We start from the raw sequence: 15,930 nt of genomic DNA, 5'->3' as shown, positions 1-15,930 counted from the left end.
GTTTGCGTTCGGAGTTGAGCAATGAAGGTGATCGGTCTCGCGGGCTGGAGCGGCGCTGGCAAGACGACGCTGCTGGCGCGGCTCGTGCCGCAGCTCGTGAGCGAGGGGTTGCGGGTCTCGACCATCAAGCATGCCCACCATCGTTTCGATCTGGATACACCCGGCAAGGATTCGTGGATGCATCGCCAGGCTGGGGCGACCGAGGTGCTGATTTCCTCGGAACGGCGCTTTGCGCTCATGCATGAACTGCGCGGCGCATCGGAACTGACGCTGCGCGAATTGCTGCCGAAGCTTTCGCCGGTCGACCTCGTAATCGTCGAGGGATATAAGGCTACGACGCCGCGCAAGATCGAAGTGCATCGCGTCGGCAACGGCAAGCCGCTGCTTTATCCGCATGATCCCCTGATCGTCGGCATCGCCACCGACGGGCCGCTGGAGCGCGGTCTGCCGTCGGTGCATCTCGATGACATCGAAGGCGTCGCGGCAATGGTGCGCAAGTATGCGGTCCCGGTTGCCGACGTGCTCGCCCGCGAGCCGCAGGACGGCTGACCATGGCCCAACTCTCCGATGACTGCTTTGCGTTCGGCGGCCCACTGATGTCGGTCGACGAAGCTGTTGCAATCATCGCGGCACGCCTCAGCGCGGTCGAGGAAATCGAAAGCGCCGACCTTTTTTCCGCCGATGGGCGGTTTCTTGCAGCACCGATCGTGGCGACGCTGCCGCTGCCGCCGTTCATGAACTCTGCCGTCGACGGCTATGCCGTCCGCAGCGCCGATCTGCCGAAGGATGCCGAGCGCGCCTTCGCGGTAACGGGGCGCGTGCAGGCGGGCGCCGCGGCGCCGGCGACGATTGCGCCAGGCGAGGCGGTGCGCATCTTCACCGGCGCACCGATGCCGGGCGGCGCCGATACCGTGTTCATGCAGGAGGATGTGCGGATCGACGAGCAGGGACGGGTGGTCCTGCCAGCCGGGCTGAAGCCCGGCGCCAATGTGCGACCTGCGGGAGAGGACATTCCCGTGGGGCACGTCGCGCTTCCCGCGGGTCGCCGGCTGCGGCCGCAGGACATCGCTCTCGCGGCGGCGCTTGGCCTGACCCAGATCGACGTGCGGCGGCGGACGCGCGTCGCGGTGTTCTCCACTGGCAACGAAGTCGTCTCGCCTGGCACTGCGCGGGCAAGCATGCAGCTGTTCGATTCCAACCGCTACATGCTGATGGCGATGCTGAAGCGGCTTGGTTGCGATGTCAGCGACCTCGGCATCTTGCGCGACGACCGCGAGTTGCTGGCGAACGCACTGAAAGACGCCGCCAGCCGTCATGATCTGATCCTCACGTCGGGCGGCGTGTCCACAGGCGAGGAAGATCACGTCAAGGCCGCAGTCGAGAGCGTCGGTCGGCTGGTGCTGTGGCGCATGGCGATCAAGCCCGGTCGCCCGGTGGCCATGGGGGTGATCAGCGGCACGCCCTTCATTGGGCTTCCCGGCAATCCGGTCGCGAGCTTTGTGACCTTCACCTACGTCGTCCGCCCTGCCGTGTTGGCACTCTCCGGCGGCTCACGGGGCGATGTGGCGCCGGTGCTTCTGCGCGCTGCGTTCGCCTATCGGAAGAAGGCGGGCCGCCGGGAGTATGTCCGGGCCAGCCTGCGTAAAGCGGGCGATGGTGTGCTCGAGGCGGTGAAGTTTCCGCGCGAAGGCGCGGGTCTGATCTCGTCGCTGGTCGATAGCGACGGGCTTGTCGAACTCGGCGAAGATGTCCGCGAGGTCACGCCGGGCCAGACCGTCCGCTTTTTTGCCTGGCCGGTGCTCGCTTGAGAACGCCGTCAGCCGGGCCCGATGAGATTGTGGCCCGGGTCGCCGACGCGGGCGCCCTCGGTTGTGAACCTGGCATAGCTGTCGCGCTGATAGTGGTTGAGCACGACCGACATGCCGACTGCCGCGACGGTGGCAAACAGCACGGCCGCAATGAAGATCTTCATGATCCCCTCCGCAACGAACTGGCTGAAATCTACGAGCAATTTCGGTCTGCAACAAGGCGCGGCTGATTGCGCTTTCGTCGCAGCCGCCGCGGTTGACCGGGGTGGCGCCGTACCGCATCTAGGATACATGACGATGACCAAGCTCGATCTCACCGGACTTCGCTGCCCGCTGCCGGTGCTGAAAACGCGCAAGGCGTTAAAAGCGCTCAAGGCCGGAGACCGGCTGGAAGTGCATTGCACTGATCCGCTGTCGGTGATCGACATCCCGAACCTGATCCGCGAGACCGGCGACCGCGTCGAGCTCACGGAGCGTGCCGACAAGCTCTTCGTGTTCATGATCGAAAAGACGGAGGCTGCCGCGTGAGCGACGCCGCAACCGCTGAGCCGTGGCCGGTCGAGATCCGTCTGCTCAAGGACCGGCAGTCGCTCGAAATCAGCTTCGACGACGGTGTTCGCTTTCGGTTGTCCGCAGAGCTCTTGCGGGTGACGAGCCCGTCCGCTGAAGTGCAGGGCCACTCCGAGGCGCAGCGCAAAACCGTGGGCGGCAAGCGCAGCGTGCAGATCCTGTCAGTCGATACGGTCGGCAACTACGCTGTGCGGATCGGTTTCGACGACATGCACGACAGCGGCATCTATTCGTGGGCGTTCCTGCGCGAACTCGGCCTGAATGCGGAAGGGCGCTTCCAGGGCTATCTCGATGACCTCGCCGCGAAGGGTCTCGACCGCGACAAACCGGGAGTGAGGTAGCTCGACGTGCTAGCGATACGTGATCGGTCGCCAGTCGCCTCCAATGAATGTCGTCCCTGCGAAAGCAGGGACCCATGCACACCACCATCAATGATACCGGGAGCGATTGTCGTCTTGCAGTGATAGCTGCTTCGATTGCAATCTGCCTTGGTGGCTATGGATCCCTGCTTTCGCAGGGACGACTCCAATCGTATTGGCGCTTTCTCACACCCGCTCGATGATGATGGCGGGGGCCATGCCGCCGGCGGCGCACATGGTCACGAGGCCGCGGCGCAGGTCCCGTCGTTCCAGTTCGTCGAGCAGGGTGCCGATCAGGATCGAGCCGGTTGCGCCGATCGGGTGGCCGAGCGCGATCGAGCCGCCATTGACGTTGACCTTGTCGCGATCAAGTTTCAGGTCGCGGATGAATTTTTCCGCAACGACGGCGAATGCCTCGTTGATCTCCCACAGGTCGATGTCGTCCTCGGTGAGACCGGCTTTCGCCAGCACCTTGCGCGCGGCCGGCACCGGCGCGTTCAGCATCAGCGTCGGCGAGTCGCCCATATTGGCCATGGCGACCACGCGGGCGCGAGGCTTCAGGCCATGCGAATTCGCATATGACGGCGACGCCAACAGGATGGCGGCAGAACCGTCCACCACGCCGGAGGAGTTTCCGGCATGGTGAATGTGATTGATCTCGAGGTCCGGATACTTATCGAGGATCAGCTTGCGATAGGTCGTGCCCTTTTCGTCGAGGGCAAAGTCGGCGACTGCCGGAAAGGCGGGCTTCAGGCTTGCAAGCCCTTCCAGTGTCGTCTGCGGACGCGGATATTCCTCGCGATCGAGCGCGAGGCTGCTGTCCTCGCGATGCACCGGCACCAGGCTCCTGTCGAAATAGCCATTCTTGATCGCATTTGCGGCGCGTTGCTGGCTCAAGAGCGCGAGGCGGTCGGTGTCTTCGCGGCTGATGCCTTCAAGGGTCGCGACCGCATCGGCGCAGACGCCCTGATGCGACTGAGGGTGTAGTGCGCGCAGGCGCAGGTTGCCGGAATCCATCATCATCGGTCCGTCGCCGCGGCGCGTCGCCATCGACATCTTCTCGGTGCCGCCGGCGATCATGAGGTCTTCCTGGCCCGACATGACCGAGGCCGCGGCCATGTTCACTGCGGTGATCCCCGAGCCGCAGAACCGGTCGAGCGTCACGCCGCTCGCGCGCACGTCGTAGCCCGCGTCCAGCGCCGACATGCGCCCCATGTCGCCGCTCTGCGGGCCGACCTGGGCGCTGGTGCCCCAGATGATGTCGTCGATGTCGGCGGTATTGATGCCGGTGCGGTCAGCCAGCGCGCGCAGCACGGTCGCTCCGAGCTGCTGCGGATGAATGTCGGAGAGCGCGCCCTTGCCGGCTTTGCCGATGCCGCGAGGGGTGCGGCATGCGTCGATAATCAGTGCTTCGGTCATGATCCGTTTCTCCGGAAGTCAGCGCGGTGCCATGCGGATGGCGCCGTCGAGGCGTACGTCCTCGCCGTTGAAGTAGCCGTTGGTGATCATGGTGTGCGCTAGGTGCGCGTACTCTTCCGGCCGGCCAAGGCGGCGTGGGAACGGCACCTGCGCCGCGAGCGCTGCCTTCACGTTTTCCGGAGCTCGGGCGAGCAGCGGAGTATCGAAGATGCCGGGCAGGATCGTGTTGCAGCGAATGCCCTCGCTTGAAAGATCGCGCGCGACCGTCAACGTGATGCCGACGATGCCGGCCTTCGAGGCGGTGTAGGCGGCCTGGCCGATCTGGCCGTCCTCGGCGGCGACGGATGCGGTGTTGACGATCGCTCCACGGTCGCCGTCTGGCAGCGCTTCAAGCTTCAGCATGCCGGCGGCGCTCTTGGTGATGCAGCGGAAGGTGCCGATCAGATTGACCTGGATGATCCGCTCGAAATTATCGAGCGGGTACTCCTTGATCTCACGCGTCTGCTTGTCACGCGACACCGTCTTCACGGAGCCACCGACGCCCGCGCAATTGACGAGGATACGCTCCTGGCCGATGGCGGCGCGGGACTTCGCGAAGCCTGCATCGACCTCCGGTGAGGAGGTGACATTGACCTTGCAGAACACGCCGCCGATTTCCTTGGCGAGCGCCTCGCCAAGCTCCTCGTTCAGATCGAAAATACCGACCCGGACGCCATGCGAGGCCAAAAGCCGCGCCGTCGCGGCACCGAGTCCCGACGCGCCGCCGGTGATGACCGCAGAAATCGACGAATCCAGTTTCATCAGTTTCGTTTCCTTGCCCTGATCCAACGTTTGCTTGCTTTGCGCCCGCTCTTCTGCAGCGCAACCGTTGCCGGTCGTCAGCTCGTATGCAGGCGACGCAAGCCGCCATTCGGTCAAACGTGCTCGAACGACGCGTGTCACCCTGCACAATTTGCTATAGGCAACCAAGCACAAAATTTTCTTTCGGGAAGGGACGCTGGAATGGAAGTACTTGGGACCTTGCAGGTCGTGGACCTGACCGACGGCATCGCCGGGCCGATCACCGGCATGTTCATGGCGGATTTCGGTGCTGAGGTGATCAAGGTCGAGCCGCCCGGCGGCGATTCCGGTCGCGAGCAGCCCGGCTTTTCGATGTGGAACCGCGGCAAGAAGAGCGTCATCGTCGATCCGGCGAATGCCGAGCAGTGCCGCTGGCTCGGTGACCTGATCGCAGGTTGCGACATCTGCATCATTCGGGACGAGGCGACCTTTGCCCGCTTCAATCTCGCGAGCGCCGTTCTCTCGAAACGCAATGCGCGGCTTCTCATCGTCAAGATGCCGCCCTATACCCAGACCGCCCCGCCGTGGGCCGGCGGTCATGAATCGCAAGGCCTGCTTGCCGCGGCCGGCGGTGTCGCCTGCCGTCAATCGTCGACCGACGGCGGACCAATCGACTCGGTGTTTCCGCATCTGCTCTACGTGCAAGGCTTGTGGGCGACCGTATGCACGGTTGCAGCGTTGATCGAGCGCGAGCGCTCCGGCTTCGGCCAGACGGTGACGGTCACCGGCATCAACGCGGTGATGGAAGCGGCCGTTGGCGCGCTGACGGTCAATCCGGACAATCCCGACCCGAGCACCGCCGTTGGTACCGGCGGCCGGCATCCGACCTACACCCGTTACGCCACCAAGGACGGGCAGTGGATCGCGTGCGGCGCGCTCGGCGGCAAGTTCGAGACCTGGCTCATCAATGCGCTGGGTCTTGGCGACATGCTGAAGGAAGAGCGGATGGGCGGCAACATCGCCAATCTCGTGCTCGCGGCCAACGTCGACTGGGCCAAGGAGAAGATCCAGAGGGAGTTTCTCAAGCACAACCTCGACGATCTCATCAAGATGATCAGCGACCTCGGCATACCGTGCGGCAAGATCGGGCCGACCGAGAAGTGGCTCGATCATCCGCAGGTGAAGGCAATCGGCATGCGCGCCGAGGTGGAGGATTCGAAACGCGGCGCTACGGCGATGCCGGGCATTCCGATCAATCTCACCCGGACGCCGGGCAGGGTGCACGGACCGGCGCCGGCGGCCGGCGCCGACAACGGCAAAGTGACCGTGCGGCCGTCGCCACCGCGGCCCGAAAAGACGCCGCTCCTGCGTCCCGGCCCGCTGGCCGGCTACCGTATCCTGGACATGGGCACCTTCGTTGCCGGCCCCTACTGCGGTTCGCTGTTGTCGGAGCTCGGGGCCGACGTCATCAAGGTAGAGCCGTTGACCGGCGATCCGTTCCGCGCCACCGGCTTCACTTACAATCGCGGCATGCGCAGCGTCGGCATGGACCTGCAGAACAAGGACGCGCGCGAGGCCTTCTACGAGATGGTCAAGGTCAGTGACGTGGTCATCGACTCGCTCAGGCCGGGCGTCACGAAGAAGCTCGGCATCGACTACGAGAAACTGAACTCGCTGAAGGAAGGTGTGATCACGGTCTCGCTGTCGGCATATGGCGAGGGCGGGCCGCTGTCGCACCTGCCGGGAGTCGACATGGTGCTTCAGGCGATGAGCGGCATGATGACGACGCAGGCCGGCGCCGACGAACCGGTCGCGAATACTATCGCCATTATCGACGTGACCACCGCGGCGATGTGCGTGCTCGCCAGTGTGCTCGGCATCTATCACCGGGAGAAGACCGGCGAGGGACAACGCATCTGGAATTCGCTCGCCGCGACGGCCACCTATCTGCAGGCGGAAGAACTCGTCCGCTATCAGGGCCGCCCGGCGCTGGTGAAAGGCAGCGAAAACCATCGCGGCTGCGGCTGGCTCGATCGCTTCTATCAGACCAGCGACGGCTGGATTCGCGTGCAGGCAACCTCACCCGAGCAAGTCTCGAAAGAGACGCTCGCGAAGGCCGGCATCAAGCTGAACGGCACCAACGACAAGGTCGCCGCGCTCGCCGAAGTGCTCGCGCCGCTGCCCGGCGATGAAGCCGTTCGCCGGCTGGCGGAGGCGGGGGTCGCCGCAATCCGTGCCCGCCGCGTGTCGGAAGTGTTGCGCGATCCGCAATTGTCGCAGGAGGAGTTTGTGCACATTCGCGCGGCATCCGACGGCACGTATTTCACCGCGCCTGGCCGCTTTGCGACCTTCAGCCGCACGCAGCGCTCAGGTCCGATGCGCGTTTCGGGCGTCGGCGAACACGCCGTCGAGGTTCTTGGTACCGCTGGTCTTGCAAAAGAAAAGATCGAAGCGCTCGGTGCGTCGGGCGCGATCACGATCGGCAAGCCGATGCCGCAGCAACTGATGCCGTCGTACCGGTGATCACTCTCGGAGCTTGCGCGAGGGAAATCGCATAAGATTTGAGCAAGAGCCAACTGCGCGTTCGGCATGTTCCCTCTCCCCGGGGGAGAGGGTTAGGGTGAGGGCGTGCGGCGGTTGTGATGCGAAGGCCCTCTCAGCGCGCGATCGCGACGTCGGCGTTTGTTCCTGCCCCTCACCCCGACCCTCTCCCCAACGGGGAGAGGGAGTGCGCCAAGTTCGCTGCGATCTTCGAGATAGATATATGTGCCGCAAGTGGGGAGAGAGTCAGCGACCGGAGCTGCCAGCTACGCCCGCTTTTCCTCTGGATTGCCGTAGAGCTTGATGCGGAAGCGGCGCATTCCCGAAAGCCAGCGGTCGCGGTTGGAGATCTTGCGCTGCTCATATTCGTGCACCGTCGCGTGCGACAGGATCATGAAACGCTCGGCTTCCATCGCCTCGAGCACGATACGCGCGACTTCGGCCGCGGTCATGATGCCGTCGACGCGCGCCGCGCTGGGGCCCGGCTTTGTCATGCCGGTCTGCACCGATTGCGGGCACAGCACCGAGACGCGGATGCCGCGGTCGCCATACTGGATGGCGAGATGCTCGGCCAGCGAAACCGCCGCTGACTTCGTCACGCCGTAACTCATGGAGTTCAGCGACGTGAGCAGGCCCGCGGCGGACGCGGTGTTGAGGAGATAGCCGGAGCCGCGCGCCAGCATCTTCGGCACGAGCGCGCGGGCCGCCCAGACATGGCTCATCACATGCACGCGCCAGTTGATGTCCCAGTCCGCGTCGGGCGCATCCTCCATTCCCCGGCGTGACAGCCCGGCATTCGAGTAGAACACGTCGACATTGCCGAACTTCGCTTCCGCGGCCGCGATCAGGGCCTGGATGTCAGCTTCCTTGGACACGTCGGTCGGGACGGCGAGGGCACCGATATCGCCGGCGACGGCGGCGAGCTTGTCGGCGGCAAGGTCGGCAACCACGACGCCCTTCGCGCCAGCCTCAGCATAGGCGCGCGCGACCGCTTCGCCGATGCCGCTTGCTGCTCCGGTGACTACGCAGACCTTGCCTTTCGGATGCATCGCTCGACCCTCCCGATCATTGATTTTCAGTGGTCGCATTGTTGTCGGGCCTGCCGCGGCTGACAATTGCGTATTTGGAGTTGCCGTCTGCGCTAGCTCAATATCGCTTATTGGCGGGTCATTTGATCCCGGATGTCAGGAAGGCCTGCATGAACTGTCGCTGGAAGATGACGAAGGCCAGCACCAGGGGCGCGATCGTCATCAGCGTCGCGGCGCTGATCAGCGAGATGTCGACGCCGCTCTCGGGCGCGCCGAAGAGCGAGAGGCCGACGGTCAAAGGTCGGGTCTGCGGCGAGTTGGTGACAATCAGCGGCCACAGGAAATTGTTCCAGTGCGTCGCGACCGAGACCAGCGCATAGGCGAGGTAGACCGGTCGCGCCGCCGGGATATAGACGCGCCAGAGCACGCCGAGCCACGAACAGCCCTCGACGCGCGCCGCCTCCTCAAGCTCCTTTGGTACGGACTTGAAGGCCTGCCTGAGCAGGAAGATGCCAAAGGCACTCGCCATGTAGGGCAGGGCGATACCAAGCGTGGTGTCGAACAGACCGATCTTTGCGACAATGGCGTAGTTCTCGACGATCAGCACCTCTGGCAGGATAAACAGCTGCATCAGAACGAGGATGAAGACGAGATCGCGCCCGGGGAACTCGAAGCGGGCAAAGGCGAAACCCGCGAGCGTACAGAGCACGAGCTGGCCGAGCAGCACTGTCGTGACAAGCCGCACCGTATTCGCAGCGTAGGCAAGCCAGGGCGCCTGCTGCCAGACGGCGCGGAAATTCGAGAGCGTCCAGGGCGCGGCAAGATCGCGCCCCACGACCGCGCCCACGTCATGGAAGGCCGCCCAGACGGCATATGCCAAGGGCGAGACCCAGGCGAGGGCGAGCACGAGTGCGCCCAGAGCATCGAGGCTGAACCAGCGCTGCATCGTTGATCTCATCGATAGTGCGCCCGCCGGTCGATCAAGCCGAACTGGATGACTGCGACGAGGCAGAGGAGCAGCAGCACGAGAATGGTCATGGCCGCGGCACGCGGCGCATCGAAATAGGAGAAGGCCAGCTCCCAGATCCAGTAGAGGACGAGCTTGGAGGCATTGTCGGGTCCGCCCTTGGTCAGCACGAAAAGCTGGTCGATCAGCCTGACCGAGTTGATCAGCGCGTTGACGAGCACGAAGAGCGTCGTCGGCATCAAAAGCGGCAGCACGACGCGGCGCGTGTAGGTCCAGCGGCCGGCGCCCTCGATCAGCGCTGCTTCCTTGAGATCGGGCGGGATCGTCTGCAGCGCCGCGAGATAGAAAATCATGAAGAAGCCGGCCTCCTTCCAGATCGCTACGGCGATCACCGCCCAGAGCGCCGTGTCGGGCCGTCCGAGCCAATTGACCGAGCCCAGGCCGATGACGGCGAAGGGACCGATGCCCGGCGTGTAGAAGAACAGCCAGAGATTGGCCGCCGCGATCATCGGCAGCATGGTTGGGGTGAAATAAGCGACGCGCGCAAAGGCTCGCGCCGGAATCCTGGCATTGGCCCAGAGCGCCATACCGAGCGCGATGATGATCGAGGCCGGTACGGTGACGCCGGCATAAAGCAGGTTGTTGCCGAGCACGCGCCAGAACGTGAGATCGGCGATCAGGTCGGCATAGTTATCGAGGCCGACGAAGGCCGGTGGGCGCCGCCTCGTGCCGGCCGAGTAGAGGCTCTGCCACAGCGTCGCGACCGTGGGGGCGAAGGCGAAGGTTGTGAGCAGGACGAGCGCGGGCGACAGCAGCATCCAGCCATAAAGCGCTGCGCGCCGTCGCTCCTGCTTCAACATATCGGACACGACGGCTCCCGCGGAAAAAGTCGCGGAGCCGACATGGCCGGCCCCGCGAGCTCCAGGTGATTAGTTCCGGAAGGGCTTCAACAGCCGGTCGGCAGTGGCCTGAGCCTCGCTCAGCGCCGCCTGCGGGGTCTTGCTGCCGATCACCGCCGCCTGTACGGCGTTGTTCAGCGCCTCACGGACGCGGCCGGTTTCGTAGGTCGAGAATTCGGGGATCGCCACCTTGAGCTGGTCGCGGGCGACGATCGCTTGCGGAAACTCCTTGCCGTACTGCTTCAGCGCTTCGGTTTCGTAGGAAGCCGGGCTGACGCCGACATAACCGGTCGCGATCGACCACTGTGCGGCGCGCTCCGGCGCAGTCATGTATTTCATCAGCTTCAGTGCGGCCTTGCGCTCGTCGGGCTTTGCCTGCTTGAACAGGTAGAAGTTGCCGCCGCCGGTAGGCGAGCCGGGCTGCTTGTTGGCGGGCAGCATGGCGACGCCGAAATCGAATTTGGCTTCCTTCTTCACAGCGGTGAGGTTGCCGGTCGTGTGCCACATCATTGCGGTTTGGCCGGACGTAAAGGCCTGGCGCAGCGTGCCCCACTCGATCGCACCCTCCGGGCTGACCTTCTTCTCGGCCGAGAGCGAACGCCAGAAGGCAAGCGCATCCACCACGGCGGGATCGGTAAAATAGGTCTTGGTACCGTCGGCGCTCATCAACTCCTTGCCGTTCTGGATCGCGAAGCACTGGAACATCCAGTAGGCGTAGCCGGTGGTCGGGACCATGAGGCCCCAGCGGCCGTCCTTGGTCAGCTTCTTGGCGGCGGCAGCCATCTCCTCCCAGTTGCGCGGCGGCTGGTTCGGGTCGAGCCCGGCCTCGCGGAACATGTCCTTGTTGTAGAACATCACGATGGTGGAGCGCTGGAACGGCACGCCCCAGGTCTTGCCGTCGATCTTTCCGTTCGCCATCAGCGCCGGATAGAAGCTGCCGAGCCACTTGCGGTCCTCCTCGGAGGTCGCGACCTCTTCGAAGGGCACGATCAGGTCCTGCTCGATCAGGTCATAGGCGTCGATCGAGAATAGCACCGAGAGTTGCGCCGGCTGGCCGCTCTTGATCGCCGAAATCGCGCGGATGCGGGTGTCGTCGTAGTTGCCGGCATACACGGCCTCGACGTCGATATCAGGATTCTCTTTCTCGAATCCCTTGATCATTCCATCGACGACTTCGGTGAGCGGACCGCCGACGGCGATCGGATAATACATGGTGAGCTTGGTCTCCGCGGCGGCGGGCGTCGCGGCGGCGGTCAGTCCGAGAAGGAGGCCGGCGAAGAGAGATTTCATGGTCAGGGGCCTTTCGCTGCTGAAGTGGGGGCCGGCGCGTTGCGCCGGTCGGCGGGTGAGGGGGATGAGGCGATGCGGCGGCCGCTCGTGCGCTCGAACCAATGGAGCGCCTCGCGCGGCCAGTCGAGCGAGACGCGGTCGCCTGGCACGGCGTTGGAGCGGCCCGGAACGCGCGCGGTCAGGCGGATCGAGTTTGCGACCTCGAGATGGACGAAAGTCTCGGCTCCGAGGAATTCATGTTCGACGACCTGCGCCGCGAGTCGGCCCTGGCCTTCGGGACGAAGCGCGATGTCCTCGCTGCGCACACCGAATACCCTCTCGGCAGGTGCACAATCATCGGCTCCGAGCAACTGTGTCGGCAGCATCACCATGGGCGGTGAGCCGATGAAGCTTGCGGCGAAGCTCGTTGCTGGCCGTGCGTAGATCTCTGCGGGGCTGGCGGCCTGCTCGATCCGCCCGTCGCGCATCAGGACTACGAGATCGGCCATGCTCATCGCTTCGGTCTGGTCGTGTGTGACATAGATGACCGTCATGCCGAGTCGCTTCTGCAGCGCGCGGATATCCTGCCGCACACTGTGGCGCAGCTGCGCGTCGAGGTTCGAGAGCGGCTCGTCCATCAGGCAGAGTGGGTGGCCGGCGACGATGGCGCGCGCCAGCGCAACGCGCTGGCGCTGACCGCCCGAGAGCTTTGCCGGCTTGCGATCCTCGAGCCCTTCGAGCCCGGTGATCGCCAGCGCTTCGTCGAGCCGCCGACGGCGCTCCGCCCGCGCGATGCCGCGCACCTTGAGGCCGAAGACGATGTTCTCGGCTACGTCGAGATGTGGAAACAGCGCATAGGACTGGAAGACCATCGAGAGACCGCGCTCTGAGGGTGCGAGCGCGGTGACGTCGCGTCCATCGATCGCGATGCTGCCGCCATCCGGCGTTTCGAGCCCGGCAATCAATCTCAATGTCGTCGACTTGCCGCAACCAGACGGCCCTAGCAGCACCACGAATTGCCCGCGCTCGATTGAAAGCGAGACGTCGCCAACTCCCGAACGAACGGAAAAGCGGCGGCTCAGCTTTTGGATATTCAGGAAGCTGGCGGCAATCATGCAGAAGGCTTGATGATGACGGGGCAGGGGCAGAGCAGGCTGGCAGTGTGGATGAAGTGCCCGCACCGCCTCTCGTGGAGATCGTCTTCATGAGACGATCCACTGGCGTCACTAACGGGGGCGGATGACATTCATATGAACGTCAAATGCGAGTGCAAAATCCAACTTGCGCTCACTCGATCATGCTTACGAAGCAAAAACTGTCGTACGGGCGTTATGTGCTCGGGGTATTGAGATCATATGAATACACAAGATGTTCACTTGAACATGATCGCTGGTTCGGACCGGCGGCAGACGGCCATCGCTGAAATGCTGCACAGTCGGGACTTCATCAGTGTCGAGGAATTGGCTGCACACTTCGCCGTCACCACGCAGACGATCCGCCGCGATCTGGTCGCGCTCTGCGATCAAGGCCTCGCCCGTCGTCGACATGGCGGCATCGAAAGCATGGCTCGGAGCGGAAACCTCACATTCAAGGACCGTCACGTGCTGAACCGCGAAGCCAAGCAGAGCATCGCCGCCGCCGTCGCCGGTCATGTGAGCGATGGCGAGTCCCTCTCGCTTGGCATCGGCACCACGCCACAATTCGTCGCGGAGGCGCTTCTTTCACACCGCAGGCTGAAGATCGTGACCAACAACCTGCCGCTCGCCCTGATGGTGGGGCAAAACTCGGACTTCACGCTGGCGATCGCCGGCGGCACCGTGCGCGGCGGCGACCTCGATGTCTGCGGCGCAGCCGTCGACAGCTTCTTTGCGTCCTACAAGGTCGATGTTGCGATCTTCGGCGTCGCAGGCGTCGACGAGGACGGTTCGCTGCTGGATTTTTCGGAGGAGGAGGTGCGCGTGCGGGAGGCGATGCTGCGCAACTGCCGCAGATCGTACCTCGTGCTCGACTCCTCGAAATTCACCCGCCCGGCCTATGTCCATGGCGGGCGCATCGACCAGGTCACTGCAGTGTTCTGCGAAGCGGATCCGCCTGACAGGATTCAGCAGATGCTCGATCAGTCCAGCGTTCAGTTCGTCAAAGTACCCCACCAGCGTAACCCTTAGCCTTCAACGAATGTCGCGCGCGGCCGGGGCGCGGCTCGTCCATCAACTCCTTGTCGCAAGCATGCGGCCGGGCCGGCCGACTATTGACCTTTGGAGATCACCCGATGCCTGACATTACGCTTCTTGCTCATCGCGGCAGCAATCCCTACCCCGACCATTCGATGGATGCCTACAAGGCGGCCATCAACTGGGGCGCGGACTTCATCGAGCCGGACCTGTTCCTGACCAAGGATGGCGTGCTGGTGTGCTCGCACGACAACCACGGCTTTGAGAACAAGACCTATGCGCAGGCGCTGGCCGAGAACCCGAACCTCGTCACCTTCGACCAGGTCATCGAGCTCGTAAAGGAAATGTCGATCGAGACCGGCCGCAACATCGGTATCACCCTCGAGACCAAGAGCGCCAATTACGCGACCAGCGAGGCTGTCATCCAGAAACTGGTCGAGCACGACTTCACCGATCCGTCGCGCGTCTACATCAACAGCTTCGGCTCGGCGAATCTGATCAGCCTGCATGAAGAGATCATGCCGAAGTACGGCGTCGATATCCCGCTGATGCAACTCGGCTCCGGGATGAACAATCTCGAGCAGGTTGCGACCTACGCGGACGGCATCGCCCCTTCGATCGGCTCTTACACCAAGGAGCAGGTCGATCGCGCGCATGCGCTCGGCCTCGAGGTGCACACCTGGACCAGCGCGGGAACGTCAACGAGCCAGCTGCAGAACCTCATCAACATGGGTGTCGACGCCGTCTATGTCGACAACATGGATGCAGCTCGCACGAACGTCGAGGCGTTGAACGGCGTCAAGGTGATCTACGGCGCTGACGATCAGGACGACGAGCTTTCCGGCACCGACGGCAACGACCTCGTCTATGCCATGAAGGGTGACGATGCGGTGGAGGCCGGAGCCGGCGACGACTTGGTCTATGGCGACGGCGGCGACGACACCGTTGACGGCGGCGACGGCAACGACACCCTCATCGGCGGCGCCGGTGACGACGAGTTGCAGGGCGGGGCGGGCCATGACGCGCTCATCGGCGGCGTGGGCGATGACCTCATCGACGGCGGCGAAGGTATCGACACTGTCGACTATTCCGCCGATTCGGCGGGTATCGTGGTCGATCTCGCCACCGGCGAGGCCAACGGCGACGATATCGGTGCGGATGAACTCATCGGCGTCGAGAACGTCATCGGCGGTTCGGGGGACGACAGCCTGACCGGCGACGATGCGGCGAATCGCCTTGACGGCGGCGCAGGTGACGATGCGCTCGACGGCGGGGCTGGCGACGATCTCATCCTGGCCGGGCTCGGCAACGACACGATTGACGGCGGCGCGGGGTTCGACACGCTTGACCTCTCGGCGGCGACCGGACCGGTCTCGGTCGACTTCGGTGCGGGCCGCGTCTCGGGCCAAGGCATCGGTACCGACAGCTTCACCAACATCGAGAAGCTGCTGTTCGGCGCGGGCGACGACGTCGTCAGCGGCGGCAACGGTGACGATGCGTTCGACGGCGGCGCCGGCAACGACACGCTGAAAGGTGGCGCCGGTGACGACACGCTATGGGGTGGCGAAGGCAACGACGCGCTCGATGGCGGTTCGGGCGATGATGCCGTCTACGGCGGCCTCGGCAACGATACGATCAAGGCCGGTTCGGGCGACGACCAGATCGATGCGGGCCAAGGCAATGACGTGCTCGATGCCGGCTCGGGTGACGATGTTGTCCTCGCTGGTGCTGGCGATGATGTGGTCGATGGCGGTTCGGGCGACGATCGGATCGAGGGCGGTGAGGGCAATGATCTGCTCTCGGGCGGCTCGGGCCACGATGTCTTCGTCTTTGCCGCCGATTTCGGCAAGGATACGGTCGGCGACTTCAAGACGACGGGTTCGAGCGCGGACGTGCTGGAGTTCGCGATCGACGTGTTCGCCAACTTCGACGCCGCGATCGGAGCGGCCCATCAGGAAGGCGCGGACATCGTCTTCGCTGTCGACGCCGACACCTCGCTGACGCTGAAGAACGTCCAGCTCGCCAGCCTGCAGGCGGACGACTTCCACTTCGTCTGAGCAGCTTCGACGCCGGGCTGAGCCTTCAGCCCTCAACAAGAGACCGCGCCCGCGAGGGCGCG

15 protein-coding genes are annotated in these 15,930 nt (G+C 64.3%); 7 read left to right on the top strand and 8 right to left on the bottom strand.

The features are described from left to right. The first annotated feature begins 21 nt into the window (after positions 1-21). Together mobB and glp are read left to right on the top strand one after the other, a co-directional pair. Entirely contained in the window at positions 22-549 is a 528-nt protein-coding gene (gene mobB / locus RCO31_RS27250) for a molybdopterin-guanine dinucleotide biosynthesis protein B (protein WP_308971503.1), read from the top strand. Positions 550-551: 2 nt separating this feature from the next. Then, positions 552-1,808, top strand: coding sequence for a gephyrin-like molybdotransferase Glp (gene glp, locus RCO31_RS27245; protein ID WP_308971502.1), 1,257 nt, complete (start codon positions 552-554; stop codon positions 1,806-1,808). A gap of 8 nt (positions 1,809-1,816) precedes the next feature. Here the strand turns inward: glp and RCO31_RS27240 are convergent, their stop codons facing one another. Beyond that, positions 1,817-1,972 (bottom strand): hypothetical protein, encoded by a 156-nt coding sequence (locus tag RCO31_RS27240; protein WP_308971501.1) that lies wholly within the window; start codon positions 1,970-1,972, stop codon positions 1,817-1,819. A gap of 127 nt (positions 1,973-2,099) precedes the next feature. On the opposite strand from RCO31_RS27240, the gene RCO31_RS27235 reads away from it, so the two are divergent. Together RCO31_RS27235 and RCO31_RS27230 are read left to right on the top strand one after the other, a co-directional pair. Next, a complete protein-coding gene (locus RCO31_RS27235; protein WP_308971551.1) occupies positions 2,100-2,336 on the top strand; it encodes a sulfurtransferase TusA family protein in 237 nt (78 codons plus the stop codon). Next, positions 2,333-2,719 carry a DUF971 domain-containing protein gene (locus RCO31_RS27230; protein ID WP_308971500.1) on the top strand — a complete coding sequence of 129 codons (387 nt, stop codon included), beginning with the start codon at positions 2,333-2,335 and terminating at the stop codon, positions 2,717-2,719. Before RCO31_RS27235 ends, RCO31_RS27230 begins: the two co-directional genes overlap by 4 nt. Before the next feature lie 204 nt (positions 2,720-2,923). Here RCO31_RS27230 and RCO31_RS27225 read toward each other — a convergent pair whose 3' ends face one another. Both RCO31_RS27225 and RCO31_RS27220 read right to left on the bottom strand, forming a co-directional pair. Beyond that, complete coding sequence (locus tag RCO31_RS27225) at positions 2,924-4,156, bottom strand: acetyl-CoA C-acetyltransferase (RefSeq protein WP_308971499.1); 1,233 nt, start codon at positions 4,154-4,156, stop codon at positions 2,924-2,926. An 18-nt stretch (positions 4,157-4,174) separates the two neighbouring features. Further along, positions 4,175-4,957 carry an SDR family NAD(P)-dependent oxidoreductase gene (locus tag RCO31_RS27220; RefSeq protein ID WP_308971498.1) on the bottom strand — a complete coding sequence of 261 codons (783 nt, stop codon included), beginning with the start codon at positions 4,955-4,957 and terminating at the stop codon, positions 4,175-4,177. 201 nt (positions 4,958-5,158) lie between these two features. On the opposite strand from RCO31_RS27220, the gene RCO31_RS27215 reads away from it, so the two are divergent. After that, positions 5,159-7,459 carry a CoA transferase gene (locus tag RCO31_RS27215; RefSeq protein ID WP_308971497.1) on the top strand — a complete coding sequence of 767 codons (2,301 nt, stop codon included), beginning with the start codon at positions 5,159-5,161 and terminating at the stop codon, positions 7,457-7,459. Between the two features lie 284 nt (positions 7,460-7,743). On the opposite strand, the gene RCO31_RS27210 is transcribed toward RCO31_RS27215, so the two are convergent. From RCO31_RS27210 to RCO31_RS27190, 5 genes are all read right to left on the bottom strand, one after another. After that, entirely contained in the window at positions 7,744-8,526 is a 783-nt protein-coding gene (locus tag RCO31_RS27210) for an SDR family oxidoreductase (protein WP_308971496.1), read from the bottom strand. Positions 8,527-8,644: 118 nt separating this feature from the next. Then, positions 8,645-9,451, bottom strand: coding sequence for a carbohydrate ABC transporter permease (locus RCO31_RS27205; RefSeq protein WP_308971495.1), 807 nt, complete (start codon positions 9,449-9,451; stop codon positions 8,645-8,647). Between the two features lie 8 nt (positions 9,452-9,459). Next, positions 9,460-10,332, bottom strand: a complete 873-nt coding sequence (locus RCO31_RS27200) for a sugar ABC transporter permease (RefSeq protein ID WP_308971550.1) — start codon at positions 10,330-10,332, stop codon at positions 9,460-9,462. 69 nt (positions 10,333-10,401) lie between these two features. After that, positions 10,402-11,661, bottom strand: coding sequence for an ABC transporter substrate-binding protein (locus tag RCO31_RS27195; protein ID WP_308971494.1), 1,260 nt, complete (start codon positions 11,659-11,661; stop codon positions 10,402-10,404). 2 nt (positions 11,662-11,663) lie between these two features. Then, on the bottom strand, positions 11,664-12,755 hold the full coding sequence (locus RCO31_RS27190; RefSeq protein ID WP_308971493.1) for an ABC transporter ATP-binding protein: 1,092 nt from the start codon (positions 12,753-12,755) through the stop codon (positions 11,664-11,666). 240 nt (positions 12,756-12,995) lie between these two features. Between RCO31_RS27190 and RCO31_RS27185 the strand changes: the two genes are divergently transcribed. Continuing rightward, positions 12,996-13,805 (top strand): DeoR/GlpR family DNA-binding transcription regulator, encoded by an 810-nt coding sequence (locus tag RCO31_RS27185; protein ID WP_308971492.1) that lies wholly within the window; start codon positions 12,996-12,998, stop codon positions 13,803-13,805. A gap of 104 nt (positions 13,806-13,909) precedes the next feature. Continuing rightward, positions 13,910-15,868: a glycerophosphodiester phosphodiesterase family protein gene (locus tag RCO31_RS27180; protein ID WP_308971491.1), complete on the top strand. Its 1,959-nt coding sequence runs from the start codon at positions 13,910-13,912 to the stop codon at positions 15,866-15,868. Positions 15,869-15,930 lie beyond the last annotated feature (62 nt).

The organism is Bradyrhizobium sp. LHD-71, from assembly GCF_031157255.1.
In the GTDB taxonomy this organism is placed as follows: domain Bacteria; phylum Pseudomonadota; class Alphaproteobacteria; order Rhizobiales; family Xanthobacteraceae; genus P52-10.
Note: the sequence above shows the minus strand (reverse complement) of the source record. Positions and strands in the feature narration are given on the sequence as shown.